General features: G+C 67.6%; 25 protein-coding genes. 4 read left to right on the forward strand and 21 right to left on the reverse strand.

What is annotated here, in order from left to right; all coding sequences use genetic code 11:
* Position 1: 1 nt before the first annotated feature.
* From OG921_RS19175 to OG921_RS19195, 5 genes are all read right to left on the reverse strand, one after another.
* A complete protein-coding gene (locus tag OG921_RS19175) occupies positions 2-1,102 on the reverse strand; it encodes a 2-oxoacid:ferredoxin oxidoreductase subunit beta (protein WP_266114111.1) in 1,101 nt (366 codons plus the stop codon).
* The gene (locus tag OG921_RS19180) at positions 1,099-3,021 is read right to left on the reverse strand and encodes a 2-oxoacid:acceptor oxidoreductase subunit alpha (RefSeq protein WP_266114112.1); all 1,923 of its coding nucleotides are present in this window, start codon (positions 3,019-3,021) and stop codon (positions 1,099-1,101) included. The genes OG921_RS19175 and OG921_RS19180 overlap by 4 nt, the downstream gene beginning before the upstream one ends.
* A 310-nt stretch (positions 3,022-3,331) precedes the next feature.
* Positions 3,332-4,351, reverse strand: coding sequence for an Rv2578c family radical SAM protein (locus tag OG921_RS19185; RefSeq protein WP_266114113.1), 1,020 nt, complete (start codon positions 4,349-4,351; stop codon positions 3,332-3,334).
* A 56-nt stretch (positions 4,352-4,407) separates the two neighbouring features.
* Positions 4,408-5,409, reverse strand: coding sequence for an NAD-dependent epimerase/dehydratase family protein (locus OG921_RS19190; protein ID WP_266114114.1), 1,002 nt, complete (start codon positions 5,407-5,409; stop codon positions 4,408-4,410).
* An 84-nt stretch (positions 5,410-5,493) separates the two neighbouring features.
* Positions 5,494-6,276 carry a nuclear transport factor 2 family protein gene (locus OG921_RS19195; protein ID WP_266114115.1) on the reverse strand — a complete coding sequence of 261 codons (783 nt, stop codon included), beginning with the start codon at positions 6,274-6,276 and terminating at the stop codon, positions 5,494-5,496.
* A 63-nt stretch (positions 6,277-6,339) separates the two neighbouring features.
* Between OG921_RS19195 and OG921_RS19200 the strand changes: the two genes are divergently transcribed.
* The 3 genes from OG921_RS19200 (at position 6,340) to OG921_RS19210 (ending at position 8,942) form a co-directional block, all read left to right on the forward strand.
* On the forward strand, positions 6,340-7,239 hold the full coding sequence (locus OG921_RS19200) for a DUF5995 family protein (RefSeq protein WP_323182820.1): 900 nt from the start codon (positions 6,340-6,342) through the stop codon (positions 7,237-7,239).
* A 135-nt stretch (positions 7,240-7,374) separates the two neighbouring features.
* The gene (locus OG921_RS19205; RefSeq protein ID WP_266114116.1) at positions 7,375-7,704 is read left to right on the forward strand and encodes a type VII secretion target; all 330 of its coding nucleotides are present in this window, start codon (positions 7,375-7,377) and stop codon (positions 7,702-7,704) included.
* Positions 7,701-8,942 carry a hypothetical protein gene (locus OG921_RS19210; RefSeq protein WP_266114117.1) on the forward strand — a complete coding sequence of 414 codons (1,242 nt, stop codon included), beginning with the start codon at positions 7,701-7,703 and terminating at the stop codon, positions 8,940-8,942. Before OG921_RS19205 ends, OG921_RS19210 begins: the two co-directional genes overlap by 4 nt.
* A gap of 57 nt (positions 8,943-8,999) precedes the next feature.
* On the opposite strand, the gene OG921_RS19215 is transcribed toward OG921_RS19210, so the two are convergent.
* Positions 9,000-9,629: a hypothetical protein gene (locus OG921_RS19215; RefSeq protein WP_266114118.1), complete on the reverse strand. Its 630-nt coding sequence runs from the start codon at positions 9,627-9,629 to the stop codon at positions 9,000-9,002.
* Positions 9,616-10,890 (reverse strand): histidine--tRNA ligase, encoded by a 1,275-nt coding sequence (gene hisS / locus OG921_RS19220; RefSeq protein ID WP_266114119.1) that lies wholly within the window; start codon positions 10,888-10,890, stop codon positions 9,616-9,618. The genes OG921_RS19215 and hisS overlap by 14 nt, the downstream gene beginning before the upstream one ends.
* Positions 10,891-11,065: 175 nt before the next feature.
* Here hisS and OG921_RS19225 point away from each other — a divergent pair, with 175 nt between their 5' ends.
* Entirely contained in the window at positions 11,066-11,953 is an 888-nt protein-coding gene (locus tag OG921_RS19225; RefSeq protein WP_266114120.1) for a peptidylprolyl isomerase, read from the forward strand.
* Between the two features lie 59 nt (positions 11,954-12,012).
* Here OG921_RS19225 and OG921_RS19230 read toward each other — a convergent pair whose 3' ends face one another.
* The 14 genes from OG921_RS19230 to pdxT form a co-directional block, all read right to left on the reverse strand.
* Complete coding sequence (locus tag OG921_RS19230; protein ID WP_266114121.1) at positions 12,013-14,358, reverse strand: bifunctional (p)ppGpp synthetase/guanosine-3',5'-bis(diphosphate) 3'-pyrophosphohydrolase; 2,346 nt, start codon at positions 14,356-14,358, stop codon at positions 12,013-12,015.
* A gap of 76 nt (positions 14,359-14,434) precedes the next feature.
* Complete coding sequence (locus tag OG921_RS19235) at positions 14,435-14,956, reverse strand: adenine phosphoribosyltransferase (RefSeq protein WP_323182822.1); 522 nt, start codon at positions 14,954-14,956, stop codon at positions 14,435-14,437.
* Positions 14,953-16,680 (reverse strand): ABC transporter substrate-binding protein, encoded by a 1,728-nt coding sequence (locus tag OG921_RS19240; RefSeq protein WP_266114123.1) that lies wholly within the window; start codon positions 16,678-16,680, stop codon positions 14,953-14,955. Before OG921_RS19240 ends, OG921_RS19235 begins: the two co-directional genes overlap by 4 nt.
* Positions 16,681-16,693: 13 nt before the next feature.
* Complete coding sequence (gene secF / locus OG921_RS19245) at positions 16,694-17,932, reverse strand: protein translocase subunit SecF (protein WP_266114124.1); 1,239 nt, start codon at positions 17,930-17,932, stop codon at positions 16,694-16,696.
* 1 nt (position 17,933) lies between these two features.
* Positions 17,934-19,607: a protein translocase subunit SecD gene (secD, locus tag OG921_RS19250; RefSeq protein WP_266114269.1), complete on the reverse strand. Its 1,674-nt coding sequence runs from the start codon at positions 19,605-19,607 to the stop codon at positions 17,934-17,936.
* A gap of 152 nt (positions 19,608-19,759) precedes the next feature.
* Positions 19,760-20,104: a preprotein translocase subunit YajC gene (yajC, locus tag OG921_RS19255; RefSeq protein ID WP_266114125.1), complete on the reverse strand. Its 345-nt coding sequence runs from the start codon at positions 20,102-20,104 to the stop codon at positions 19,760-19,762.
* A gap of 141 nt (positions 20,105-20,245) precedes the next feature.
* The gene (gene ruvB / locus OG921_RS19260) at positions 20,246-21,334 is read right to left on the reverse strand and encodes a Holliday junction branch migration DNA helicase RuvB (RefSeq protein WP_266114126.1); all 1,089 of its coding nucleotides are present in this window, start codon (positions 21,332-21,334) and stop codon (positions 20,246-20,248) included.
* Positions 21,331-21,939 carry a Holliday junction branch migration protein RuvA gene (gene ruvA, locus OG921_RS19265; protein WP_266114127.1) on the reverse strand — a complete coding sequence of 203 codons (609 nt, stop codon included), beginning with the start codon at positions 21,937-21,939 and terminating at the stop codon, positions 21,331-21,333. The genes ruvB and ruvA overlap by 4 nt, the downstream gene beginning before the upstream one ends.
* The gene (gene ruvC / locus OG921_RS19270; protein WP_266114128.1) at positions 21,936-22,508 is read right to left on the reverse strand and encodes a crossover junction endodeoxyribonuclease RuvC; all 573 of its coding nucleotides are present in this window, start codon (positions 22,506-22,508) and stop codon (positions 21,936-21,938) included. The genes ruvA and ruvC overlap by 4 nt, the downstream gene beginning before the upstream one ends.
* A 119-nt stretch (positions 22,509-22,627) precedes the next feature.
* A complete protein-coding gene (locus OG921_RS19275; protein ID WP_266114129.1) occupies positions 22,628-23,299 on the reverse strand; it encodes an AIM24 family protein in 672 nt (223 codons plus the stop codon).
* Between the two features lie 27 nt (positions 23,300-23,326).
* Complete coding sequence (locus tag OG921_RS19280) at positions 23,327-24,079, reverse strand: YebC/PmpR family DNA-binding transcriptional regulator (protein ID WP_266114130.1); 753 nt, start codon at positions 24,077-24,079, stop codon at positions 23,327-23,329.
* 42 nt (positions 24,080-24,121) lie between these two features.
* On the reverse strand, positions 24,122-24,313 hold the full coding sequence (locus tag OG921_RS19285; protein WP_266114131.1) for a hypothetical protein: 192 nt from the start codon (positions 24,311-24,313) through the stop codon (positions 24,122-24,124).
* A 4-nt stretch (positions 24,314-24,317) separates the two neighbouring features.
* Entirely contained in the window at positions 24,318-25,250 is a 933-nt protein-coding gene (locus tag OG921_RS19290) for a hypothetical protein (RefSeq protein WP_266114132.1), read from the reverse strand.
* 106 nt (positions 25,251-25,356) lie between these two features.
* Positions 25,357-25,998, reverse strand: coding sequence for a pyridoxal 5'-phosphate synthase glutaminase subunit PdxT (gene pdxT / locus OG921_RS19295; RefSeq protein ID WP_266114133.1), 642 nt, complete (start codon positions 25,996-25,998; stop codon positions 25,357-25,359).
* Between the last annotated feature and the right edge of the window lie 116 nt (positions 25,999-26,114).

Below are 26,114 nucleotides of genomic sequence, written 5' to 3' on the forward strand. Positions count from 1 at the left end.
GTCAGCCGACCGTCCAGGTCTCCTTGCCGGTGAGCAAGGTCTGCAGCGTGTCGCCGCCGACCGGCTTCGCCTCGGCGGCGGCGGCGAGCTGTGCGCGGGCGCCGTCGTCGTAGGTCGGTCGCGCGACGGCCCGGAAGACACCGGTGACGACATGGTCGAGGCCCTGGTCCGACAGCCGCGACAGCGCGTAGGCGTACTCGGGGTCGTCGCTGTAGGCGTCGTGCACCACGATGTCGCCGGCGTCCACCTCGGCGGTCTTGGCGACCGCGAGTCCGAAGCCGTCGCGGACCACGCAGAACTCGCCGTCGGGGTGGTCCTCGCTCGCGCCGAATCGGATCGGCTGGTCGTGGCTGAGGCGAATCAGGTGCTTCTCGGCGTCGTCCTTGCGCAGCAGGTCGAACGAGCCGTCGTTGAAGATCGGGCAGTCCTGCAGGATCTCCACGAACGACGCGCCGCGATGCTCGGCCGCGGCCCGCAGCACTTCGGTGAGGCCCTTGCGATCGCTGTCGAGCGCGCGACCGGCGAAGGTGGCCTCCGCCCCGAGCGCGAGCGACAGGGTGTTGAACGGATGGTCGATCGAGCCCATCGGCGTGGACTTGGTGACCTTGCCGACCTCCGAGGTCGGCGAGTACTGGCCCTTGGTCAGCCCGTAGATCCGGTTGTTGAACAGCAGGATCGTGATGTTGACGTTGCGGCGCAGCGCGTGGATGAGGTGGTTACCACCGATCGAGAGCGCGTCGCCGTCACCGGTGACCACCCACACGGACAGATCCGGACGCGACACCGCGAGACCGGTCGCGATCGCCGGTGCGCGACCGTGAATGGAGTGCAGGCCGTACGTGTCGAGGTAGTACGGGAACCGGCTCGAGCAGCCGATTCCGGACACGAACATCATGTTCTCCCGGCGCAGGCCCAGCTCCGGCAGGAACGAGCGCACGGTCGCGAGCACCACGTAGTCACCGCAGCCGGGGCACCAACGCACCTCCTGATCGGAGGTGAAGTCCTTCGCCTTGAGCGGCGCCTCGGTCGTCGGCACGTGCGCGTAGGAGGTCAGGCCCAGGTCGGTGCCGACCAGTGTGTTTTCGTTCTCGATGATCGTCATCGGATTCCCCCGTTCCGGTAGGTCGCCGCCGCGAGTGCACCGGTGGTCTTTGCCAACTCCCATTCACGCAGTGAACCGTCGAATGCGGCGTCGATCACCTCCTCGAGTTCGGCGGCCGAGAAGGCCAGGCCCTGCACCTTGGTCACCGGCAGCACATCCACCAGGTACTTGGCGCGCAGCAGCAGCGAGAGCTGGCCCAGGTTCATCTCCGGCGCCACGACCGTCTTGTAGCCCGCGAGCACCTCGCCGAGGTTCGCGGGGAACGGGTTGAGGTTGCGCAGGTGCGCGTGCGCGACCTTCTTCCCCCGTCGACGCGCGCGACGCACGGCTTCACCGATCGGCCCGTAGGACGAGCCCCAGCCGATCAACAGCAGGTCGGCCTCCCCGGACGGGTCGTCCACGACGAGATCCGGTACCGCGATACCGTCGATCTTGGCCTGGCGCAGCCGCACCATCAGGTCGTGGTTGGCCGGGTCGTAGGAGATGTTGCCCGAGCCGTCGGCCTTCTCCAGCCCGCCGATGCGGTGTTCGCGCCCCGGTGTGCCGGGCACGGCGAGCGGGCGGGCGAGTGTCTCCGGATCACGCGAGTAGGGCGCGAAACCGTGCTCGTCGGCGTCGGTGGCCGACTCGAATGCCGGATCGATCGGCTCGATGTCGCTCACCTGCGGGATCGACCACGGCTCGGAACCGTTCGCGATCGCGCCGTCGGAGAGCAGCAGTACCGGGGTGCGGTAGGTCAACGCGATCCGCGCCGCCTCGATGCCGGCATCGAAGCAGTCCGCGGGCGATCGCGGCGCGATCACCGGGACTGGGCACTCGCCGTTACGGCCGAACATGGCCTGCAGCAGGTCCGATTGCTCGGTCTTGGTGGGGAGCCCGGTGGACGGGCCGCCGCGCTGTACGTCGATCACAATCAGCGGTAGCTCGGTCATCACGCCAAGGCCGATCGTCTCGCTCTTGAGCGCCAGCCCCGGGCCCGAGGTCGAGGTGATGCCGAGGGCCCCGCCCAACGCGGCACCGAGCGCAGCGCCGATTCCGGCGATCTCGTCTTCGGCCTGGAATGTCGTGACATCGAAGTTCTTGTGCTTGGACAACTCGTGCAGGATGTCCGACGCCGGCGTGATCGGGTAGGTGCCGACGAAGACCGGCAATCCGGCGATCCGGCCGGCGGTGACGAGGCCGTAGGCGAGCGCGGTGTTGCCGGTGATCTGCCGGTAGGTGCCTGCCGGCAGCGCGGCCCTGGCCACCTCGAAGGTGGACGCGAACGCTTCGGTCGTCTCGCCGTAGTGGAATCCGGCCTTGAACGCGAGCACGTTCGCCTCGGCCACCTCCGGCTTCTTCGCAAACTTCTCGCGCAGGAAGTTCTCGGTGCCACCGACCGGGCGGTTGTACATCCAGGACAGCAGCCCGAGCGCGAACATGTTCTTCGCGCGCTGGCCGTCCTTCTTCGCCACTCCGGACGCCTCGACCGCGCCGAGGGTCAACGTGGTCATCGCGACCTTCTGCACGGCGAAGTCCTCGAGCGAGCCATCCTCGAGCGGGTCGGCGCCGTAGCCGACCTTTGCCAGATTTCGCTTGGTGAACTCGTCGGTGTTCGCAATGATCGTCGCGCCGCGCGGCAGGTCGCTCACGTTGGCCTTGAGCGCTGCCGGGTTCATCGCGACCAGGACGTCGGGGTTGTCGCCCGCGGTGAGAATGTCGTAGTCGGCGATCTGAATCTGGAACGACGACACACCGGGCAGCGTGCCCTGTGGTGCGCGGATCTCCGCGGGGAAGTTCGGTTGGGTCGCCAGGTCATTGCCGAACGCGGCTGCTTCGTGCGTGAAGCGATCACCGGTCAGCTGCATGCCGTCACCGGAATCACCAGCGAAGCGGATGACGACCCGCTCCAACTTGGTGGCCTTGGTTCCGGAAGTCATCGACACCAACCTTTCACCGAAACGTTCGATCCCTGGACTTGTGTCCAAGCTCACGCGAGGGATCTTTCTAACACAACTCTAACTGCCACATTGCAGCCCCATACCCACCGGAAGTCTGCGAGAATCCGCGCGCGCCGCGCGCAGACCAACGACTCACTGCGAACCGTCTGCGCTGCCAGTCCACTCGCCGAGGCGATTACGGGCGCCCGGCCGACGTGCGGAAAACAGGCGCAGTCCGCCCATCCGGGCGCCGCCGCCCGATTCCTGTGATCTTTGTCACGTCGATCGCCGATTCCGCGGAAAGCGCTGGTCAGAACAGGGTTGGCGCAGGAGGTTGCGGCACAGCGGGCGCCGCCACTACCGACTCCGGCCGCGGCGATCCGTCCCCGCCGCCGAGTCCGTGACGAGCGATCAGCGGGTCGAGGCGCGCCCGCAGCCGGGTGGTGTACTCCGGTGCGACGTTGGCGCCGCGCCCATACAACTGCCGGTAGCGGCGCACCAACGCCGGATGATGGGCGGCGAGCCAATTCAGGAACCACCCGCGCGTGCCTGCGCGCAGATGCATCGGGAACGCGGTCACACCCGAGGCGCCTGCCGCGGCGATTGCGCCCAGCAACGCGTCGAGTTGTCTTTCGGAATCGCCGAGATACGGAATCAACGGCGCGACCATCACGTGCACTCGGAAGCCCGCGTCGGCGAAGGCGTGAATCAGGTCGAGTCTGGCCTTCGGGGTGGGCGTGCCCGGCTCGACCGACCGCTGCAATTCGGCGTCGTACATCGCCAGCGACACCGCGATACCGACGTCGACTCGCTGCGCGGCAAGCGTGAGCAGCGGCAGGTCGCGCCGCATCAGCGTGCCCTTGGTGAGAATCGAGAACGGCGTCCCCGATTCGCTCAACGCGCGGATGATTCCCGGCATCAGGCGATACCGGCCCTCGGCGCGCTGATATGGATCGGTGTTGGTGCCGAGCGCCACCCGCTCGCCCCGCCAGGAGCGCCGCGCGAGTTCCTTGCGCAGCACCGCCGCAACGTTCGTCTTGACCACGATCTGCGAGTCGAAGTCGTCGCCCGCATCCAGGTCGAGGTACTCGTGGGTGCTGCGCGCGAAGCAGTACCGGCAGGCGTGCGAGCACCCCCGCATCGGGTTGATCGTCCACCGGAACGGCAAGCGCGATTCGACGGGCACCTTGTTCAACGCGCTCTTGCACAACACCTCGTGAAAGGTGATGCCGTCGAATTCGGGTGCGGTCACCGTGCGCACGAGTCCGGCGCGACTCAGCCCCGGCAATGCCCCGTCGTCGAGATCGACACCAAGTCCCTGCCATCGCACAGCCGCAAGTCGAACACCCGTTCGAGCCGGGTGTCAAGCGGAACGCCCGGTGGCGATCACCGGGACGTGGCCAGCGCCGCACGTGGGATCTGCCCGGAGTCGCAGAAGAAGTCGACCAGGTCGGCAATCGTGTCGGCGCTGCTGCGCGGGGCGTACCCCAATTCGGCGCCGGCCTTCGTCCGGTCGACGACCGGCGAGTGCAGCATGGCGCCGAGCGACGCGCGCGAGAGGACGTCCGAGCCGAACATTTTGCCGATCGGCTCCGCGACCGGGACGATCGCACCGAAGAAGCTCAGCGGTAGGGCAAACGCCGGACCACGACGGCCCATGCGACGCGCTGCGGCACGCATCGCGTGGTAGATGGTCACCATCTCGCCGCCGAGCAGGTAGTTCTCTCCCGTGCGACCGTGCTCGGCCGCGAGGGTGAGGCCGATCGCCACGTCACGCACGTCCACCAGGTCGAACTGGCCCTGAATCATGGCCGGCACCCGGCCGCGGGCAGAATCGCGCAGCAGGCCGTTGATCCGGGAGGGGCCGTGGTCGACGGGTCCGTAGACGCCGGTCGGATTGCAGATCACGGCGTCGAGGCCCTTGTCGATCACCTTGCGCAGCTCGACCTCGCCGAACCACTTCGAGCGGTCGTAAACGGGGATCTTCGCATCGGTCGAGCGGGCCGAAGTCTCGTCGATGAACCCGCCGGCGGCGTACTGATCGAACGAGTGGATCGAGCTGCAGTGCACGAGGCGACGCACGCCGGAGGCCAGCGCAGCCTCGGCGACGTTGCCGACACCGGTGGTGTTGATGCGCCAGGCGAGGTCGTTGTTCTGGGCCAGCGTGATCATCGCGACCAGGTGGTAGACGATGTCGGTGCCCTCGAACGCCGTGCGCAGCGACTCCGGGTCGAGCACATCGGCACTCTTCCAGGTCACCCGATCGGATTGGATCGCATGGGCAGGCCGAACCCGGTCGATGGCAACAACCTCGTGGCCCTGCTCGACGAGCCGATCGAGGAGATTGGTTCCGACAAACCCGGCGGCACCGGTGACTGCGATCCTCATTCCACTCCCTGGGTACGGCCGCACGATCCGGCCACTAGCGCCCGAGAGTAGTAGAACTTGTTCTAATTTGGAACCTGTTCTATTTCAGTGGTAGATCCTGGCCCGCTCGATACGCCGGCCGAACGCGTCGAACTCGAACAGCGCCACCCCGGGTGCACCGCCGGAGTCGATGGACACCGTCACCGTCCGGCCGGCCGCGAGCATTTTGCTCCAGTGCAGGTCGGGAACGCTTTTCAGCAGCGCGGCAGCAGTCGACGGGCCACCGGTTGGGGCCTGCACGACCGCGTCGGCGAGCAAACGGTGCACACCGACCTCGTCATAGCGCGCAAGCGCGGTCAACACCTGCGTGGTGGTCCGCTTGGCTCGTCGGCCGACCCGCACGAAGCCCTGCGCGAAGCCGAGCGCACCCGACAACCCCTGGTTGCCGAGCAGCTGGGGGGTCAGCACCGCGCACGCCCGCAACCCAGGGACGCCCGCCGCGGCCAGCTGCACGACCATCGCCGGCAACTCCCAGTGCGCGAACAGGCCGCGTACCCGCAACTGCCCGTCCTGTTCGCCGAGTTCGTAGCGCAGATGCATCGGGATCCGCATCAGCGCCCCCGTGGACATCCGGGTGTGCACCACCAGGTCCCGCACCACCGTTGTGCCGCACACGATGTCGTGATCGACCGCGAAAGTGATCTCGTTCGGGCCGATGAAGGTGTCGTAGAACCGGCCGATCGCGACGGGACCGACATGCGGCCGGGACCCGACCGGATCGTTGACGGCGGCGTCTGTGGCGAAAATGTCCAGCCACGCCGCGCGATCGTGCGCGGCCACCGCCACGGGCGAACTTTCCACGAGCTCGAGCAGATTCGTCGCAGGCACAACGAAACCCTAGAACATCCCTCGTTCACAGCGACGACGGTCTACGGCGGTTAGGCTCTGCACGTGAACAAGCCTGGTATGCGTGGGTTATTCGTCGTCTGCGCCGCACTCGCGACTCTCGTGACGCCGATCGCGCCCGCCCTGGCAGCTCCGTCGCCGCTCGTGTCGACGGCATGCGGAACGGCGCTCGACGCGACCGAGATCGACCGGATCGAATTGCTGTCGGACACCACGACGCTCCCGACCGGCGCGACCCTCGTGACACTCGAGGACGCCGTTGCGCGCCACCAGCAGATCACCGAAATTCTGGTGCGCCACCGCGACTGGCGTGGGCTGTTCGCTCTGGGCCTCGACGGCGTCGAGCAGGCGGCCGTCATGCCGCTGCAGCGCGATCCCGGCGCATTCCTCGACCGCGAATATGCCCATCGCATCAGCCTCGACTTGCTGCGACGCTTCCTGGTGAACGTGCACGCCGAGTTCGGCGGCGGGACACTCGAACCGCAGTGGGCAACCTACTTCGACCTCACCCGGCAATGCGATCGATCGCCCGCGCGGGTCGCCATGGCGGGCTACAACGCCCACCTCACAGTCGACCTCACCCACGCGGTCGCGGCCGTCGGCACCCGGCCGGAGAACGCTCCGGACTACTTCGAGATCGTCGATGCGATCGCGCGCAGCGGCGACCTCATCGTCGACCGGACCAAGGCGGTCTACGGCGCCGACCTCGGCCCACTGTGGCGGTTCTATTTCGTCGGCGAGGGCCTCGACGCAGTGCTCGGCAAAGGCGTCGCGACCGGGCCGTTGCTGCGCCTCGCTGATGCCGGGGCCAACGTAGTGATCTTCGGCAATGGACTCGCGCTGCAGGATCCTGCCCTGCGCACGCCCACGGCGATCGAGGTGGACACGCTGTGGAGAACCGTCGACCTGGCGATGGAAACCCTTGCTGAGCTGCACGCTCTGTAAGGACGTCTGCCGGTCGTCGCGCGATCACCGGTAGCGGCTCGGATAGTATTGCGCTCGCCCGGCATCGACTGCCGGGCCGGGCCGGGTGCGACGTGCGCCGCGGCTTCGACGGGGGCGTCGACACATGGGGGGAACATGAGTTCTATCGAGGTGGTACCCGCTGGTATCCGCGCATTTGCGGACACCAGCGCTGCGGTTTCCACACAGCTCGCGAGCGCAGGCGGATTCGATCTCGCCGAGAATCTCGCGGCCGCGACGCCGGTCTTCGGGCTGATCGGAGCGGACTTCCTGGCCATGTTCGCACTCGCACAGGCCAAGCACGCGACGGCCGTCGGCGACCTGTCCTCCGCGTACGGCACGAGTTCGGCAACGGCGCACGCAACCGCGACAAGCTACGAACGATCCGACGATCGCCATACCGCGTCGCTGGGTGGGGTCGCCTCCGGGATGGGAGAGCTCGCATGACCGCGCCGCAGACCGGCGCGGCCGAGCCGTTCGCCGCCCCACCCGCCCCTACGGTGCTCGACGCCTTGCGCGCGAGCCCGGTCGGGCCGCTGCTCGATCAGCCGCTTCCCCAGCTTCCGCAGGTACCGACCCTCGACGGGCTGCCGCAGTTGCCCGGGCTCCCGCAGCTGCCGCCCATGCCGCCGTTGCCTGGCATCGATCAATTCCTCGCGCCGTTCAACGACCTTGCCGGCGGGTTCGGTACCGGCATCTTCGGCGCCCTCGATCCCACGCAGATCCTCGATCAGTCGTCCCAGCTCATCGACACCGCGATGCAGATCGGACTGAAGGGCCTGTCCGCTGTCGATCAGCTGTGGCAGGGCCAATCCGCCGACAACGCCCAGCAGCAGGGCCGCGGGCTGCAAGCCGACGGTGCCGAGTCGTCACAGCAGGGCACCGACATCGCGACGGTCACCCGGCAGGCCGCCGCCGTCGTGCAGCAGGGTAATGCCGAATTGACCGCCGTTGCACAAGCTTTCGCGACCAAGGCCGCGACCTTGATTCCGGTGGCGGCCACCCCGCCCGGCCAGCTCGGACTCATCGCCGCAGCCACCGAATCGCTCGGCGAGGCACTCGCCGTGGTCTCGAAGACCCGCGGCGAACTGTCCGGTCCCACCGCGGCAATGGCCGCCATCGCCGGAGTTTCCGGCAGTGCCGGCACCGGGCAGTCGCCGATCGGCATCGCCAAGCAGGTGATCGAGTCGGTCGGACAGCCGGTCATGTCGACGGTCACCGACGGCATCCGCAGCCTCACCGAGTCGCAGACCTACGCCAGTTCCGCCGATCTCGACTCTTCCTCCGGCGCTAGCCATTACACCGGCACGCACGCCGCCGGCGTGAGCGGCTCACACGGCGGTGGCGGCGCGAGCGGCGGCGGAGCCGGCGGTGGACTCACCGGTGGCGTCCTGGGTGCGAGTCCGCTCGGCGCGCCGTCTGCCGGGGGCGCCGGCCCGCAGGGCACCCCGGTCGCCGGCGGCCCGGGCGGTGCCGCGACATCGGCCGCGTTCGGCTCGGGCGTTGCGGCCGGCAGTCCCATGATGGGGCCGACGGCGGGTGCCGCGCGCGGCGTCGGCGGAGGCGACGACACGACGCGCAACTCGCCGGGCTACCTCAACTCGGTGACCGACCCGAACGGCGTGATCGGCGATCTGCCCAACGTCGTATCACCGGTGCTGGGCGCCGACTACGACGATCTCTGATCCGTTCCTGTGGTGCCGGACGCACGGCCTCGCGGTCGTGCGTCGGCGCCGCGCGACTCAGTCGAGCAGTGCCGCGACTTCGGCATCGGACAAGGTGGTGAGCGCGCCGCGCCCGGCGTCGCGCACCGTGCGCGCTGCCGCGTAGAGCGGGCGCTGTTCCAGACCCGCCTCCCGCGCCTCTGCCCGAAGCTGTTGCACCAGAACCGAAGACACGGCCGCGGCGGCGGCGAGATCGCTCGCGGCGAGCGCATCGGCGAGACGACGCAAGGCCAGCACGGCCAGTTCGGCGCCGCCGGTGTCGGTGTAGAGGGCGAGCGGCACCGTCACCACGGCATCACCGTCACCGACCCGCAACGCAACCTGGCTCACCCGTCCGGTCCGCACCTGCACCTCGGCGACCACCGCGGCCGCCGCGTCGATTCGGCGCACTCCGAGCGGCCGACGGGCATGAATCACGTTGCCGGACATCCAAATTCGGCGGCGCAACCCGAGCAGGGCAGAGATCGTCGTCGGACCGCCGATCACCGCGCCAACCAAGAGGCCGATCGGCCAGGACACCAATAGGCCGACCACCACCGCTACGGCGATCCCGATCGCGGCGGCGATGAGCGCGACCCTGCGCAGCCGTGGCGCGATCAGTGCGGGATCGACCAGGTCGAGTGCGGTCAGTTCGTCAGGCTCCGGCAAGGAGCGCTCCGATGGTGTCGATGACCCGTGCCAACTCGACGTCGCGCTGATCGCCGGTTCGCAGATCCTTCAACCCGATGGTGCCCGCCTCCAGGTCCCGATCCCCCAGCACCAAGGCGAATGTCGCACCGGAGCGGTCCGCGGCCTTCATCGCACCCTTCAGCCCGCGCCCGCCATACGCGAGATCCACCGCGATTCCCTGCGCACGCAGCCGATGGGCGAGCACGACGAGTTCTGCCTTCGCCGTCTCGCCGAGCGGCACGGCGAAAACCTCGCACCGCGCGGTGTCACCCGCAGTCTTGCCCTCCGCGGCAAGCGCGAGCAGCGTCCGGTCCACACCGAGACCGAAACCTATCCCGGACAGCGGCTGACCACCGAGCTGCGCCATCAGTCCGTCGTAGCGGCCACCTCCGCCGATGCCCGACTGAGCGCCGAGCCCGTCGTGCACGAACTCGAAGGTCGTCTTCGTGTAGTAGTCGAGCCCGCGAACCATCCGTGGATTGACCACGTACGGCACGCCGAGCCGGTCGAGGTGGCCGAGCACCTCGTCGAAGTGACCCTTCGCCGACTCGGAGAGGTGGTCGACCATCAACGGAGCATCGGCGGTCATCTCGCGGACGGGCGGACGTTTGTCGTCGAGCACCCGCAGCGGGTTGATCTCGGCCCGCCGACGGGTGTCGTCGTCCAGGTCGAGCCGGAGCAGGAACTCCTGCAGCAAGGCCCGGTACTGCGGGCGGCAGGTGTCGTCCCCGAGCGAGGTGATCTCGAGCCGGAAGCCGTCGAGGCCGAGGTCGCGGAAACCGGTGTCCGCGATCGCGATCACCTCGGCGTCGAGTGCCGGATCGTCCACGCCGATCGCTTCCACACCGACCTGCTGCAACTGTCGATAGCGACCGGCCTGGGGCCGCTCGTAACGGAAGAACGGACCCGCGTAGCTCAGCTTCACCGGCAGTTGCCCACGGTCGAGTCCGTGCTCGATGACCGCGCGCATCACCCCGGCCGTACCTTCCGGACGCAGCGTGACACTACGGTCACCGCGATCGGCGAAGGTGTACATCTCCTTGCTGACGACGTCCGTGGACTCGCCGACGCCGCGCGCGAACAGCGCCGTGTCCTCGAAGATCGGCAACTCGACGTGGCTGTAACCGGCGACACGAGCCGCCCGGGTCAGTCCGTCCCGGACCGCGACGAAGCCCGCCGAATCCGGCGGAATGTAGTCGGGCACGCCCTTCGGCGCGACGAATGAGTTCGGCTTGCTCACAGTGGCTGCTGTTCCTCTGCCTCGGTTGCGGTGTCGAAGAAATGGGGGCGGGTCTGCGCATCAAGCCTATGCGGGGTGGTCTGTCAGCCGAGTCTCAGGTGGTAATGGCAGACTTACCCCGCCGGCGTCGGCGCCGGCCGACAGCGATCACGCAAGGCGATGGAGGACTTCGGTAGTGCCCACCAACGAACAGCGACGAGCGGCGGCTAAGCGAAAACTGGAGCGCCAGGTCGAACGGCGAGCCCAGAAGGCGCGCAGGCGCAAGCAGTTGACGATCGCCGGGTCGATCGCCGGAGTTATCGTCGTCGTCGGCGCGGTCGTGGGCGTCGCCCTGCTGACCAACGGCGACGACAGCTCCGAAAACACGGCGGCCAGCGCGAGCGCCACCGCCGAGAACGGCGAATTCGTCTCGGAGAACACCCCCGGCGAGCTGCCCGAGCCGAAGGCGAAGCCGGACACGGTGAACTGCGAGTATCCCGCCTCGGCGCAACCCGCAGCGAAGCCGAACAACCCGCCGCGCACCGACGGCATCCAGACCAGCGGTGACGACGCCACGGTCAGCCTCAGCGTGGCCACCAGTCAGGGCGACCTCGGCCTCACCCTCGACAACGCGCACGCCCCGTGCACCGTCAACAGCTTCGTCAGCCTCGCCGGCCAGGGCTACTTCGACGGCACGTCCTGCCACCGGATGACGAACTCGGAGTCGCTGCGGGTGCTGCAGTGTGGCGACCCGACCGCCACCGGCACGGGCGGACCCGGCTACGAATTCTCCAACGAATACCCCACCGACCAGTACTCCGAGCAGGACCCCGGAATGTCGTCCCCGGTGCCCTACCAGCGCGGTGTGCTCGCCATGGCGAATGCGGGTCCCGACACCAACGGCAGCCAGTTCTTCATCGTCTACGGTGATTCGCAGTTGCCGCCGGCCTACACCATCTTCGGCACGGTCGACGAGTCCGGGATGGCCACGCTCGACAAGATCGCCGCGGGCGGTGTCGAGGGCGGCGGCCAGGACGGTAAGCCGGCGCTCCCGGTGACACTCACCAGCGTCCAGATCGACTAGTCACGCTTGTTGCAAATGTGTTCGCCCGCACGGAATATCGTGCGGGCGAACGCATTTCGCTATGCTGCGGATGTCACACGGTACACGTCGTAGACACCCTCTACGTTGCGTACGACGTTGAGCACGTGCCCGAGGTGTTTCGGATCGCCCATCTCGAAGGTGAACCTGCTGATCGCGACGCGGTCACCGGAGGTCGTCACCGAGGCCGAGAGGATGTTCACCCGCTCGTCGGCGAGCACCTTCGTCACGTCGCTGAGCAGCCGGTGCCGATCGAGCGCCTCCACCTGGATCGCGACCAGGAACACCGACGAGGCCGACGGTGCCCATTCGACCTCGATGATCCGCTCCTGCTGCTCGTGCAACGAGCCCGCGTTGGTGCAGTCGGTACGGTGCACGCTGACCGCGCCACCGCGGGTGACGAACCCGAGAATCTGATCCCCGGGAACCGGGGTACAGCACTTCGCGAGCTTGGCAACCGTGCCGGGCGCACCCGGAATCAGCACACCGGCGTCGCCGGTCGTGCGGGGACGCAGCGGAGTGCTGGACGGGGTGGCCCGCTCGGCGAGCTCCTCCTCCACCGCGCCGACGCCGCCGAGATGGGCCACGAGGCGCTGCACGACGTGGTGCGCCGACACGTGGCTTTCGCCGACGGCCGTGTACAGCGCCGATACGTCGGCGTAGCGCAGTTCGTGCGCGATGACCGCCATCGAGTCGGCGCCCATCAACCGCTGCAGCGGCAGCCCGACCCTGCGCACCTCCTTGGCGATCGCATCCTTGCCGTTCTCCAGCGCCTCCTCGCGCCGTTCCTTGGCGAACCACTGGCGGATCTTCGCCTTCGCCCGCGGTGACTTGGCGAAGCCCTGCCAGTCCCGGCTCGGGCCCGCATTCGGCGCCTTGGAGGTGAACACCTCCACGACCTCGCCGTTCTCCAGCTCTCGTTCGAGCGCCACGAGGCGGCCGTTGACCCGGGCACCGATACAGCGGTGCCCGACCTCGGTGTGCACCGCGTAGGCGAAATCCACCGGTGTGGAACCGGACGGCAACGTGATCACGTCGCCCTTCGGCGTGAACACGAAGATTTCCTTGACGGCGAGGTCGTACCGCAGCGACTCGAGGAACTCCCCCGGATCCGCGGCCTCCCGTTGCCAGTCGAGCAACTGACGCATCCACGCCATGTCGTCGATCTCGCCGACATCTGTGGGTTTGCCGTCCTTCAACTCCTTGTAGCGCCAGTGCGCGGCGATGCCGAATTCGGCGGTGCGGTGCATATCGCGCGTGCGGATCTGCACCTCGAGCGGTTTGCCCTCGGGGCCGACAACAGTCGTGTGCAGCGACTGGTAGACGGCGAAGCGCGGCTGGGCGATGTAGTCCTTGAACCGGCCGGCCATCGGCTGCCAGAGCGAATGCACCACACCGACGGCGGCGTAACAATCGCGCACCTCGTCACAGAGGATCCGCACGCCGACGAGGTCGTGGATGTCGTCGAAGTCGCGACCCTTGACGATCATCTTCTGGTAGATCGACCAGTAGTGCTTCGGTCGGCCCTCGACGTCGGCATCGATCCGTGATGCACCGAGCGTGGAGGTGATCTCCGCCCGCACCTTCGCCAGATAGGTATCCCGCGAGGGTGCCCGGTCCGCCACGAGCCGCACGATCTCGTCGTACTTCTTCGGGTGCAGGATCGCGAAGGACAGATCCTCGAGCTCCCACTTGACCGTCGCCATGCCGAGCCGGTGCGCGAGCGGCGCGATGACCTCCAGCGTCTCCTTGGCCTTGCGCGCCTGCTTCTCCGGCGGCAGGAACCGCATGGTGCGCATGTTGTGCAGCCGGTCGGCGACCTTGATCACCAGCACGCGTGGATCCCGTGCCATCGCGATGATCATCTTGCGGATCGTCTCGGCCTCGGCCGCGTTGCCGAGCGTCACCTTGTCCAGCTTGGTGACACCGTCCACCAGGTGTGCGACCTCGGAGCCGAAATCCACTTCGAGCTGGTGGAGCGTGTAGCCGGTGTCCTCGACCGTGTCGTGCAGCAGTGCGGCGACGAGCGTGATCGTGTCCATTCCGAGCTCCGCGAGAATGCTCGCCACGGCCAGCGGATGGGTGATGTAGGGATCGCCGGACTTGCGCATCTGATGCGCGTGCTTCTCGTCGGCTATGTCGTATGCGCGCTGCAACAGCGCGAGATCGGCCTTCGGATAGACATCCCGGTGCACCGCGACGAGCGGTTCGAGCACCGGCTTGATCGCCGTGTGCCGCTGCGCGGTGATCCGGCGCGCCAGCCGTGCCCGGACGCGCCGTGAGGCGGAGGTCGGGACCGGCGCGGGGCCGGGGCCTTGCGGCGCAGGCGCGGCGGCGCCCTGCGCAGGCGTCGTCTTGCCGGTGGACCGATCAACTTCCTGCGTCACGCCCGCACCTCCTCACCGGTCGCTCACGCGAACGTCGGCATCGTCGGACCAACGCCGATCGGGCCAACTTTAGTCCTCAGACTTGCACCAAGGATGTCAGCGGGTAATCCCCCGCGCGGGAACGTCCGCCGAGCGCGGTCAACTCCAGCACGACACCAACGGCAGTGATGCTCGCACCGGCCTGGCCCAGCAACTCCGCCGCTGCCGCGAGCGTGCCGCCGGTGGCGAGGACGTCGTCGACGAGCAGGACCCGTTTGCCGCGCAGATCGAGCCCGTCGCCGGGGATTTCGAGGCGTGCGGTGCCGTACTCGAGCTGGTATTCGCGGGTGAGCACCGGCGGTGGCAATTTGCCGCCCTTGCGGACGGCGAGGACCCCACGGTTCAGCGCGATTGCCACACCGGCGCCGAGGAGAAATCCGCGAGCGTCGATCCCCGCCACGAGGTCTGCATCCGGCCCGGTGGCCGCGAGGCCGTCGATGATCGCCTTCAGCGCCTCGCCGTCGGCGAAGACGGGGGTGAGGTCCGCGAACCGCACTCCGGGCGTGGGGAAATCATCGCGCCATCGGGTAAGCCGGTTGACCGCCTCCGCAGCGCTCATCGCTTCAGCACCCATCGGTCCATATTCCAGCCCGTTCCCGCCTTGGTCGGGTTCGGAACTCCCGCACCGAGCCCCTGCGCGAAGGCTATCGTGCGTGGCTGCGCGAACAGCGGAATCGACGGCAACTCGCTCCACAGCAGGTTCTCGGCCTCGGTGGACAGGTTCAGCTGGGAATCGGGCGACGGATCCGTACCCAGCTGGGCGACGATCGCGTCGTACCGCGGATTGGCGAATCCACCGAAGTTCGAGGCGCTGCCCCCGCGCAATGCGTTGAGCGCGTCGGTGTCGAACGCGGCACCCGCGGTCCCCGGCGCGCTCGCAGTTCCGGTAAGCACCGCGTCGACCTTGCCCGCGCGCAATTCCTGCGGCCCGAACTGTGGCCCGCTCGCGTCCTCAACGGTAATTCCGGCGGGCTTGCAGGCGTCCGCGATAGCGGTCACCGTCTTGGCACGCCGGTCGTCCGGCGCAAGGTAGCCGATTCGCACAGTCGGGTTGGTGACGCCGGCCCGGCCGAGCGCGTCGACCGCGCCGGGCACATCGCCGCCGGGGAACACGGCCCCACCCGCGGCGACGGGCGGATAGATCAGCGTGTCCTGCTGCACGATCCGGGAATTGAGCACGCCCGAGCCGAGTCCGCGCGCGTTTTCGAAACCCGGGTGCCCGAGCTGGTCGAACAACGCCGTGCGCGGGGCGCACAGTGCGAGCGCTCGACGAGCCTCGGGGTTGGCCAGCACGCCGCCGGTGCTCAGCACGAGTTGCTCGGCATTGCGCGACGGGACGTTCGCCGTGACGAAGTCCTTCATATCGAGGCCGGGCACCGATTCGGCGCCGATGTCGATCACCTGAACCGCGTCGTCATCGACCTTCGCGGCGATGTCGAAGTTTTTCGGCCACAGCACGATTCGCGGGGTTTGGGGCTTGTTGCCCCACCATCGCTCGTTCGCGACGAGCACCAGACCGTCGTCCTCGGAGTAGGAGGAGATGCGGTAGGGCCCCGACGACGGGAACAGCGCGGTGTCGAGCTGTCCCGGTGTCAGGTTCCAGCCCGTGTTCCAGAAGTCCGCGATCCGGCCCAGCCCCTGCTGGTCGCCCGCCTGGACGGTCGTCACGACGCTGTCCACCCCGGCGGCGCGGGCAGCAATATGGGCGGGCATCAGTTCGGTGGCGGAAAACAACGTCTGCCACTCGGTGAACCCTTGCCCCGGCCGGAACACCACAGTGGCGTCTTTCGCACCCGGCTGGCACTCGACGCGATCGATGTCGGAGTAGCCGGCGGTGTCGGCCGAGTCGAACATCGGCAACCGCGCGCCGCCGTCACCCGACCGCAGGAAGCGACCGCTGTTGGCGACCCAGGCCAGAACGAGATCATCGCACGTGGTCGGCGTGCCGTCGGAGTAGACGCCGTCCGGATTCAGTCGGTACTGCACGGTCAGCGCATCCCCTGGCACCACGGTGGCGGTGCCTGCATCCGTGTCGGTCACCGGGCCGCCCAGCGGCCCGACGTAGCTGAGCCCGGTCAGGGTGCGACCGAATGCGGCGAGCGCACCGGAGGACGCGCCCGCGGTGGTATTCGCGTTGTAGGTCGTGATCAGGTTGTCGATCGCGTAGCCGATCGAGGGCACCGGGCTCTCCTGCGAACAGCCGGTCAGCACCCCTGCGGTGACGCCGAACGCGGCCAGCACGGCAACGATGACACGAGCGCGTCGCCCGTCCGCGCCGGACAATCGGGCCCCCACCTCAGTGCCGCTTCTTCTGCCGCTTTCCGGTGGGCCGCGCACCCGGTCTGGGCGCCCCGGTCCGGGCCTCCCGAGCCGAGCGCTCGGCGGCATTGCCAGCGGGGCGGTCGAGAGTCGCGGTCGTGTTTGCGACGCGCACTCCCGCTGCGGTAGCGCCTGCCGGAGACGCGGCGGTTGTCTTCGCCGCCGCTCCCGTCTCCGCCTGTTCCCGGCGCGCGAGCACCTTCTTCGTGTGTGCCGCCACTGGTCCCCACCGTTCCTTGATCGACACGAGCAGCGGTGTCGCGAAGAAGATCGACGAATACGCGCCAACGATCATGCCGACGAGCTGGACCACGGCCAGATCCTTCAGTGTGCCGACCCCGAGCAGCCACACTGCGACAACCAGCAGCCCGATCACCGGCAGAATGCCGATCACTGTCGTGTTGATCGAGCGCATCAACGTCTGGTTGATCGCCAGATTCGCCTGTTCGCCGTACGTGCGCCTATTCAGATGCAGGACTCCGCGCGTGTTTTCCTCCACCTTGTCGAACACCACGACGGAGTCGTACAGCGAGAAGCCGAGGATGGTCAGCAGACCGATGACCGTTGCCGGCGTGACTTCGAGACCGACGATCGAGTACAGGCCCGCGGTCACCACCAGGTCGAAGACCAGGGCCGCCAGCGCGGCCAATGCCATGTCACGTTCGTAGCGGACCGTGATGTAGAGGCTCACCAAGACAAGGAAGACCGCGAGCGCGATCAACGCCTTCTTGGTGATCTGGCTGCCCCAGGTCTCGCTGACATCGGAGGTGCTGATCTCGTTACGACTCGGGTTGCCCGACGAGTCGACCGGCTGGAAGGCGTCGTACAGGGCATCGGTGAGGGTGGCGGCCTCCTGGAGGGTGAGCGCCTCGGACCGGATCTGGATCGTCGACGACGACCCCGACCCGACGGTCTGCACGGATACCGGTTCGGTGCCCAATGCCTCCGCATAGACAGCTTCGACTTGCGCGGTCGTGACGTTGTCCGCAGCGGGAAGCGAAATCTTCGAGCCACCCTCGAAGTCGATCCCGAGCGTGAAGCCACGGAACACGATGCTCAGGAGGCAGATCAGCATGACCACGCCGGTGATCGCGTAGTACACCCGGCGGCGCCCGACGATTTCGAACGCACCGGTACCGGTGTAGAGCCGGGAGAGCCGGCTGTGCTGCGGCGCCTGTTCCGTAATCACGGTTGCGCTCGTGTTCGACTCGCTCATCTCATGCCTCCCGTCCGGCGAGCACGGCCGCCTGCTTGCGTTCACGCGCGACCTGCTGGATCGCACCGAGACCGTTGACCGACGGTTTCGACCAGAACGACGTGCGCGAGGCGATGGTCACGAGCGGCGCGGTCACGAGGAACACGACCACCACGTCGAGGATCGTGGTCAGGCCGAGGGTGAACGCGAAGCCGCGAACCTGCCCGACCGCGAGGGCGTAGAGCACCGCGGCGGCGATGAAGCTCACCGCGTTGCCGGAAAGGATCGTCCGGCGTGCCCGGGCCCAGCCGCGCGGCACCGCGGAGCGGAAACTTCGACCCTCACGCATCTCGTCCTTGATGCGTTCGAAGAACACCACGAACGAGTCCGCCGTCATGCCGATACCGATGATGAGGCCGGCGATTCCGGCGAGGTCGAGGGTGAAGTTGATCCACCGCCCGAGCAACACCATGATGCCGTAGACCATGACACCGGAGCAGACCAGCGACAGGGCGACGATCGCGCCGAGCAGCCGGTAGTACGCGAGTGAGTAGATCAGCACCGCGATCAGGCCGATGAGGCCGGCCACCAGACCCGCCTGCAGGGAGGCGAGACCGAGGGTCGCCGATACCGTTTCCGCCTCCGACGCCGAGAACGACAGCGGCAGCGAGCCGTATTTCAGGGTGTTCGCGAGTTCCTTCGCGGTGGACGCGGTGAAGTTGCCGGTGATCGAGGTGGCACTGCCGGCCGGCGTTGCCCCCTGCACCACCGGTGCGCTGACCACCTTCGAATCCAGCACGAACGCGGCCTGCTTGCCGATGTTCTGCGAGGTGAACTCCGCCCAGGTTTGGCTACCACCGGACTTGAAATTCAGGCTGACCTCGTGACGCGCCTGCTGCGAGTTGAAGCCCGACGTCGCGTCCGCGATTTCCTGACCGTCGATGATGCTCGGACCAAGCAGATACACGTAGTCGCCCTCGGTCGAGCACGCGACCAGCGGGAGCGTCGGGTCGTCGTTGCCCTGCAACGGGTCGGGCGCGCTGCAGTCGAGTTCGGCCATCGCCTGCTGCTGCACCGTTGGATCGGTGCTTTGGCGGGTCGCCTTGGCGGCGGAGATCTCGGCTGCGGCCTGATCGGCGCTGCCGGCTTCCGCCGGCGTCTGTTCGGTCGGCGCCGGCGTCTGCTCACCGCTCGGCGCGGGCGCCTGGCTGGTCGTCGGTTCCTGCGCCGGGAACGGGCGGTTCTGTGGCTGTGGTGCCGGCTCGGCCGGTGCACCCGGTGGTGTTCCGGTCGCGGGCTCGGCCGGCGCCGGTGTGGAGGGCGCCCGGGCCTGGCCGGCGGGCTGGGAGGTGATGACGGGACGGATGTAGAGGCGCGCCGTCTGGCCGAGCGAGCGGGCCTGCGAACTGTTGTCGCCGGGGACCGTGATGACCAGGTTGTCGCCGTCGATGACGACCTCGGAGCCGGAGACGCCGAGTCCGTTGACGCGTGTCTCGATGATCTCCTGGGCGCGGCGCAGGCTGTCCTGGCTGGGTTTGCTGCCGTCGGGGGTCCGCGCGGTGAGCGTCACCCGGGTGCCGCCTTGCAGGTCGATACCCAACTTGGGTGTCGCGGATTGGTCGCCGGTGAAAAAGACGAGTGCATACACCACGGCTACGAGCACTGCGAACAGTGCAAGCAGCCGGGTGGGCCGCACTTCCTGCGAGGATGCCACAGTCTGTTGTTCTCCTAGGTCTCAGCCGTGCCGTCGGCGCAGCTGACTATTACGTGCGCGCGGCGAATCCACCGTTCACGCGCGCCGAAGCCCTCGCGGATGCCCAACTGGCATCTGCGAGGGCTTCGCGTGCATCATTCCTGGTTGAGGCGACGCTCGGTGTCTTCGGGCCGCTCCTCCGCGGTGTCCGAATCCGATACCGAGTCGATGTCCTCGGTCTCGTCCTCGTCCGCGAGTACTTCCCGGATCGCTAGCTTGAGCCAGGTCGTTACGACGTCATGCGCGATCTCGAGATCGACCGTGGTCGTGTCCACCTCGACGACCGTGCCATAGACGCCGGAGGAGGTGACGACACGATCGCCGACCTTCACCGAGTCCTGCAGGTTGGCGGTCTTGGCCAGTTCCTTGCGCTGACGCCGCATGCTCAAAAACATCGGTACGAGCAGGGCAACAATCAGGAGCGGAAACAGGAGTTCCATTGTCGAAATCAGTCCTCGGAGATTTCAGGCGGGTTCGTCACTGACCCCGGTCGGGCCAGCGCAATTACCCAGTGTGCCACTAGCGTGCTTCGATCCCTACTCTGCGGCACCCGTGTCCGCTCGGTGCCCGATGGTGCCGCGCTACTCGAACAGGCCCATCTGCGGCTCGTTCGCGCGGACCTCGATCCCGCCGATCGCCAGATCGGGAGGCGGAACCAGGCCGAGTTGCTCCCATGCGGCTGCCGTCGCGACTCGTCCGCGCGGGGTGCGCGCGACCATCCCGGCCCGGACCAGGAACGGTTCGCAGACCTCCTCGACCGTCGCGGGTTCCTCACCGACCGCGACCGCGAGCGTCGAGACACCGACCGGCCCTCCGCCGAAGCTGCGAATCAATGCGGCGAGCACCGCTCGGTCGAGCCGATCGAGCCCGATCCGATCCACGTCGTAGACGGCGAGCGCGGCCTCTGCGACTTCGACGGTGATGACTCCGTCGGCGCGCACATCGGCGTAGTCGCGCACCCGGCGCAGCAGCCGGTTCGCGATCCGTGGCGTCCCGCGCGAGCGGCCCGCAATCTCTGCCGCGGCGTCGGCGCCGAGCTCGATGCCGAGGATCCGCGCCGAGCGGGCGAGGATCAGTTGCAGCTCCGCGGGTTCGTAGAAGTCCATGTGCGCGGTGAAACCGAACCGGTCGCGCAGCGGTCCGGTGAGCGCTCCCGACCTGGTCGTCGCACCGACCAGCGTGAACGGTGCGACATCGAGCGGAATGGACGTCGCGCCGGGCCCCTTGCCGACCACCACGTCCACCCGGAAGTCCTCCATGGCGAGATAGAGCATCTCTTCGGCCGGGCGGGCGATCCGGTGAATCTCGTCGATGAACAGCACGTCGCCCTCGACGAGGTTGCTGAGCATCGCCGCGAGGTCGCCGGCCCGTTCCAGTGCCGGGCCGGACGTGACACGCAAGGCGGAGCCGAGTTCGCCGGCGATGATCATCGCCATGCTCGTCTTACCGAGGCCGGGCGGACCGGACATCAGAATGTGATCGGGTGTACCGCCGCGCATCTTCGCGCCGCGCAGCACAAGGGCGAGTTGTTCGCGCACCCGCGGCTGGCCGATGAAGTCGTCGAGCGAACTCGGTCGCAGACTTGTCTCGAGCTCGCCGTCCGAACTCAGGTACCTCGCGGTGACCGTCGAAGCCTCGGACTCCGCACCCACCTCGGGCTCGGTACTCATTTGTTTTTCCCGAGCAGTGCCAATGCGGCGCGCAGGGCACGGGAGCTGTCGAGCTCGGGTTGATCGGCGAGGACGGCATCGGTGGCCTGTTCGGCTTGCTTGGCCGGGAATCCGAGTCCGGTGAGCGCCTCCACGATCTGCTCGCGGACGGCGCCGACGGACGGGATCACCGCCCCGGAGCCACCCGGAATATCAGCTGTCGCAACGGCTTCCACTTTGTCGCGCAGCTCGACGACCATTCGTTCCGCGCCGCGCTTTCCGATGCCGGGCACCCGGGTGAGTGCGACGACGTTCCCTTCGGCCAGGGCCTTGCGCAATGCCTCCGGTTCGAGCACCGCCAGAATCGCCATCGCAAGCCGCGGCCCGACACCGGAGACGGTCTGCAACAATCCGAACAGCTCGCGCGACTCGGTGTCGGCGAAACCGTAGAGCGTCATCGAATCCTCGCGGACGACCATCGCGCTGAACAGCCGGACCTCCGCACCGCGCTGCAACGTGGCCAGTGTCGCGGGGGTCGCGTTGAGCCGGTAGCCGACGCCTGCCGCCTCGAGCACCGCATGGTCGAGGCCGATGTCGAGTACCTCGCCGCGTACCGATGCGATCATCTGGTCCCTGTCTCCTTCCGTGCGCGCGCCAGCGTCGCCGCATATTTGCGCTTCTGCTCGGCCGCAAGCTCCTCGGCCTGCGCCATCCGCTCCAGCATCGGCGCGCGCCAGCAGTGACAGATCGCAAGCGCGAGCGCGTCGGCCGCGTCGGCCGGCGTGGGCTTGGTCTGCAGCCCGAGAATTCGCGTCACCATAGTGGTGACCTGAGCTTTATCGGCCCGTCCGCTACCGGTCACCGCGGCCTTTACCTCCGATGGGGTATGAAACCGCACTGCCACGTCCCGCTGCGCCGCCGCCAATGCGATCACGCCACCGGCCTGGGCCGTCCCCATCGCCGTCGAGACCTGATGCTGCGCGAAGACCCGCTCGATCGCCACCACGTCCGGTTGATGGACGTCGAGCCAGTGGCAGGCCGCGGTGTAAATGGCGAGCAGGCGCGCGGAGAGGTCCATATCGGTGGCGGTGCGCACGACGTCGACGTCGAGCGCCGTCACCTGCCGCCCGCCGCCGGACTCGACCAGCGCGATTCCGCATCTGGTCAACCCGGGATCGACACCCATCACGCGCAATGACCCACTCCCACCCGTTGCGAACAGCTGTTCGAGAGCCTAGCGGGTGGATCGGACGCCGCCCCTGCACGACACGGCGGTGAAGCGGGCTGCGTCCCATTGCTTCGCCGAGAGTGGACCTACTGCTTCGGGAGCGGCGGATGACCCTCGGAGGCCTGCACCACGACGATCCCATTGCCGGACAGCTGCAGCTGATAGGCCTCCCCCGAACCACGACCGATCGCCGCGGCCATCTTGGCGGTTTTGCGAATACTCGACTGCAGCGAGGTCGACCACAGCACCGCACTTTGCATGTCGACGTACGTGGGTACGTCGACGCGCAGAACGACGGGAGTGCCGTACACGTTGATCGCGAGAACTCCACGGCCGGTGAACGTCGTGTTGAACAATCCGCCGCTGAGCATCGAGGCGCCCTCGACACGGTTGATGTCCCAGCGAAGTGAATTCTCGAACGCGAGGACGTTGGTGCCATTGACGGTCACCGACTCGTCCTCGAGCTCGACGAGGAAGATCTCGTCCGCGTCCCGGGCGAGGAACACGTCGCCGCTGCCGCTGACCTTCATCAGCGACATGCCCTCACCGGTGAGCGCCTTTTTCAGGAACCGGCCGACACCACCGCTGCCCTCGTAGGCGAAGTCGACCTCGCCCTGGTAGGCCACCATCGACCCCTGCCAGGCATAGAAGTAACCACCGGTGCCGGCGAGATCGACCTTCAGCATCCGGGAGTTCTGCAGGACGAACGTGCCCGGCGTGCCGGTCTGTTCGGCGTTGTCGAGGATGTCGCTTCGCATACCGCGACCCTACGACCCCGGGTCGGCTCAGACGTCGAGTTCGGCCAGCACGTCGTCGGAGACGTCGACGTTCGAGTAGACGTTCTGCACATCGTCGCAGTCCTCGAGCGCGTCGATGAGCTTGAACACCTTGCGCGCACCGTCGGCATCCACGGGCACCGTCACCGACGGCTGAAAGCTCGCCTCGGCCGAGTCGTAGTCGATGCCGGCGTCCTGCAGGGACGACCGCACCGCCACCAGATCTGTCGGCTCGCTGACCACCTCGAAGCTGTCACCGAGGTCGTTGACGTCCTCGGCGCCGGCCTCGAGCACGGCGAGCAGGACGTCGTCCTCGGACAGGTCGTGCTTCTCGAGCAGCACGACACCCTTGCGGCTGAACAGGTACGCCACCGAACCCGGGTCGGCCATGTTGCCGCCGTTGCGGGTCATCGCGGTGCGCACCTCGCCGGCCGCGCGGTTGCGGTTGTCGGTCAGGCACTCGATCAGCACGGCGACGCCGTTCGGGCCATATCCCTCGTACATGATCGTCTGCCAGTCGGCGCCGCCCGCCTCTTCGCCGCCACCACGCTTGCGGGCGCGCTCGATGTTGTCGTTGGGCACCGACGACTTCTTCGCCTTTTGAATGGCGTCGTACAGCGTCGGGTTGCCCGTCGGGTCACCGCCACCGGTGCGCGCGGCCACCTCGATGTTCTTGATCAACTTCGCGAACATCTTGCCGCGCTTCGCGTCGACAACGGCCTTCTTGTGCTTGGTGGTGGCCCATTTGGAGTGGCCGCTCATGCGCCCCTTCTTTCAACTGGCAGTCCGAACAACCATGCCAGTTTACTCGCCGGCCGAACGCTGCTTGCCCCGCAGTTCGGCAATAGCGCGGTCCTTCTCCGCATCGGTGAGATCCGGGTCCGACCGGACGATCTCGATTTTGTGCTCGATGAACTCTTCGGCGCTCGGGGCGGCCGACCGTCGCGAAAGCCGTTCGAACAGTTCGCGGCGGTCGGCGATCTCGTCATCGCTCACGACATCAGCTTTTCACGACGAGGGAGTAGTTGGGGTCGAGGAACAGCGGCGTGAAGCCCTGCCCGTCGTTGCGGACGGTGCTCTGGCTGCTGCCCAACAGCCCCCAGTTGCCCCAGTTTCCGGCGCTGTCGCGTGCGATCAGCATGGTGTTCAGGAAGCCGAGCCAGCGCAGTCCCGAATAGCTGCTCTGGAACGTCTCGACGATCGGTCCCCAGCTGCCGACCCAGCCCGCGATCTGTTCGGCCGGATTCGAGTTGTAGTCGAAGCGGTAGACCAGGTCCCAACGGTTCGCGGCCCGGTTGTGCAGCAGTACCTCGTTGCGCCAGCGCCCGGCGCCGATCTCGTAGGTCGAATTCCACACCTGGATCGTCTGCAGTCCCCACCCGTGCGCGACGGCACTGTGCAGGTAGGGGCCGATATCCGCGAAACGCACATCGGTCTGCCAGTGATCCGTACGCGCCCAGTCGAACACCTTGAACCTGGTGTCGTTCTGGCCGTTGTAGGACACGAACGCCTCGACGCCCTTCTGCGCCCGGTTGGTTGACGTCAGGTAGAGGTACGTGTTGACGTTGCCGGCGGGCTGGGTCGGGCAGACGATCTCGTAGTACAGCGAGGTACCACGGTTGAACGCGGTGCGGAACGCGGCGGTGTAGAACATCCCATAGCCGACGCCGCCGGGTGTGGGTGCCGACTCCGCCGCGAGCGCCTCTACTGCCGGGTAGCCGAGGGCAGCGGCCAGCGATTCCTCGGCCGCCGAGCGGGCAAGATTTTTGTGCGACCTCAGGGTTGCCAACTTGGCGGCGACGAACGCCCTAGTCGCGTCGGGCTCCTTCGGTGTCGTGCGGGTGATGGACCGGAACCTCGAACGCCGATCGGTGATATCGCCTTCGAAGGGGTAGGGCGGTTGTTCTGTTGCGGGGGCGAGGACGGTGGTCATGTGGACTCCCTGGTCGGTTGCGAATGTGCGCGAACCAGAGTCGGTGCACACGCCCGCCCGAGCGCGAGTGGTCGACTACTCGATTCGACCGTCGCCTCCCACTCGACTACGCAGCTGCCCGCACGATTGCGGTGAACAGTTCGTGCACGCGCAGATCCCCGGTCACCTCGGGGTGAAACGCGGTGGCCAGCACATTGCCCTGGCGCACCGCGACGATTCGGCCTGCCGCCGGCCCGTCGGGCACGGTCGCGAGCACCTCGACGCCGGGCCCGGCCCGCTCCACCCACGGCGCGCGGATGAAAACGGCTCGCACCGGATCACCGGTGAGTCCGGCGAAATCGAGGTTGGTTTCGAACGAGTCGACCTGCCGGCCGAACGCATTGCGCCGCACCGTCATGTCGATGCCGTCGAGATGCTGTGCGTCCGGCCTGGTGTCGAGCACCTCCGCGGCGAGCAGGATCATTCCCGCGCAGGAACCGAACGCCGGCATCCCATCGCGCAGCCGTTTGCGCAGCGGCTCCAACAGGTCGAACACCTCGAGCAACTTGCTCATCGTCGTCGACTCGCCGCCCGGGATGACAAGTCCGTCGACACTGTCGAGCTCACCGATCCGCCGCACCGGCACCGGCGTCGCACCACAGGAGTGCAGCGCGCCGAAATGCTCGCGAAAGTCGCCCTGCAGGGCGAGCACGCCGATCCTCGGCCCGGCGGCATTGTCACGCCGTTCCACTTCGCTACTCGGCGGCACTGTCGCACCGTTCCGCTTCGCTACTCGGCTGCACTGTCGCACCGTTCCGCTTCGCTACTCGGCTGCACTGTCGCACCGTTCCGCTTCGCTACTCGGCGGGCGGGATGCACGCTCGG

Source organism: Aldersonia sp. NBC_00410 (assembly GCF_026342035.1).
Taxonomy (GTDB): domain Bacteria; phylum Actinomycetota; class Actinomycetes; order Mycobacteriales; family Mycobacteriaceae; genus Aldersonia.

Excerpts from the sequence above, each read along its gene's own strand:
- OG921_RS19190 (WP_266114114.1), bottom strand. The coding sequence starts at position 5,409 with ATGAGGATCGCAGTCACCGGTGCCGCCGGGTTTGTCGGAACCAATCTC.
- OG921_RS19205 (WP_266114116.1), top strand. The coding sequence starts at position 7,375 with ATGAGTTCTATCGAGGTGGTACCCGCTGGTATCCGCGCATTTGCGGAC.
- ruvA (WP_266114127.1), bottom strand. The coding sequence starts at position 21,939 with ATGATCGCATCGGTACGCGGCGAGGTACTCGACATCGGCCTCGACCAT.
- OG921_RS19290 (WP_266114132.1), bottom strand. The coding sequence starts at position 25,250 with ATGACCACCGTCCTCGCCCCCGCAACAGAACAACCGCCCTACCCCTTC.
- OG921_RS19235 (WP_323182822.1), bottom strand. The coding sequence starts at position 14,956 with ATGAGCGCTGCGGAGGCGGTCAACCGGCTTACCCGATGGCGCGATGAT.
- secF (WP_266114124.1), bottom strand. The coding sequence starts at position 17,932 with ATGAGCGAGTCGAACACGAGCGCAACCGTGATTACGGAACAGGCGCCG.
- OG921_RS19210 (WP_266114117.1), top strand. The coding sequence starts at position 7,701 with ATGACCGCGCCGCAGACCGGCGCGGCCGAGCCGTTCGCCGCCCCACCC.
- OG921_RS19180 (WP_266114112.1), bottom strand. The coding sequence starts at position 3,021 with ATGACTTCCGGAACCAAGGCCACCAAGTTGGAGCGGGTCGTCATCCGC.
- ruvB (WP_266114126.1), bottom strand. The coding sequence starts at position 21,334 with ATGAGTACCGAGCCCGAGGTGGGTGCGGAGTCCGAGGCTTCGACGGTC.
- OG921_RS19280 (WP_266114130.1), bottom strand. The coding sequence starts at position 24,079 with ATGAGCGGCCACTCCAAATGGGCCACCACCAAGCACAAGAAGGCCGTT.
- OG921_RS19275 (WP_266114129.1), bottom strand. The coding sequence starts at position 23,299 with ATGCGAAGCGACATCCTCGACAACGCCGAACAGACCGGCACGCCGGGC.
- yajC (WP_266114125.1), bottom strand. The coding sequence starts at position 20,104 with ATGGAACTCCTGTTTCCGCTCCTGATTGTTGCCCTGCTCGTACCGATG.
- OG921_RS19175 (WP_266114111.1), bottom strand. The coding sequence starts at position 1,102 with ATGACGATCATCGAGAACGAAAACACACTGGTCGGCACCGACCTGGGC.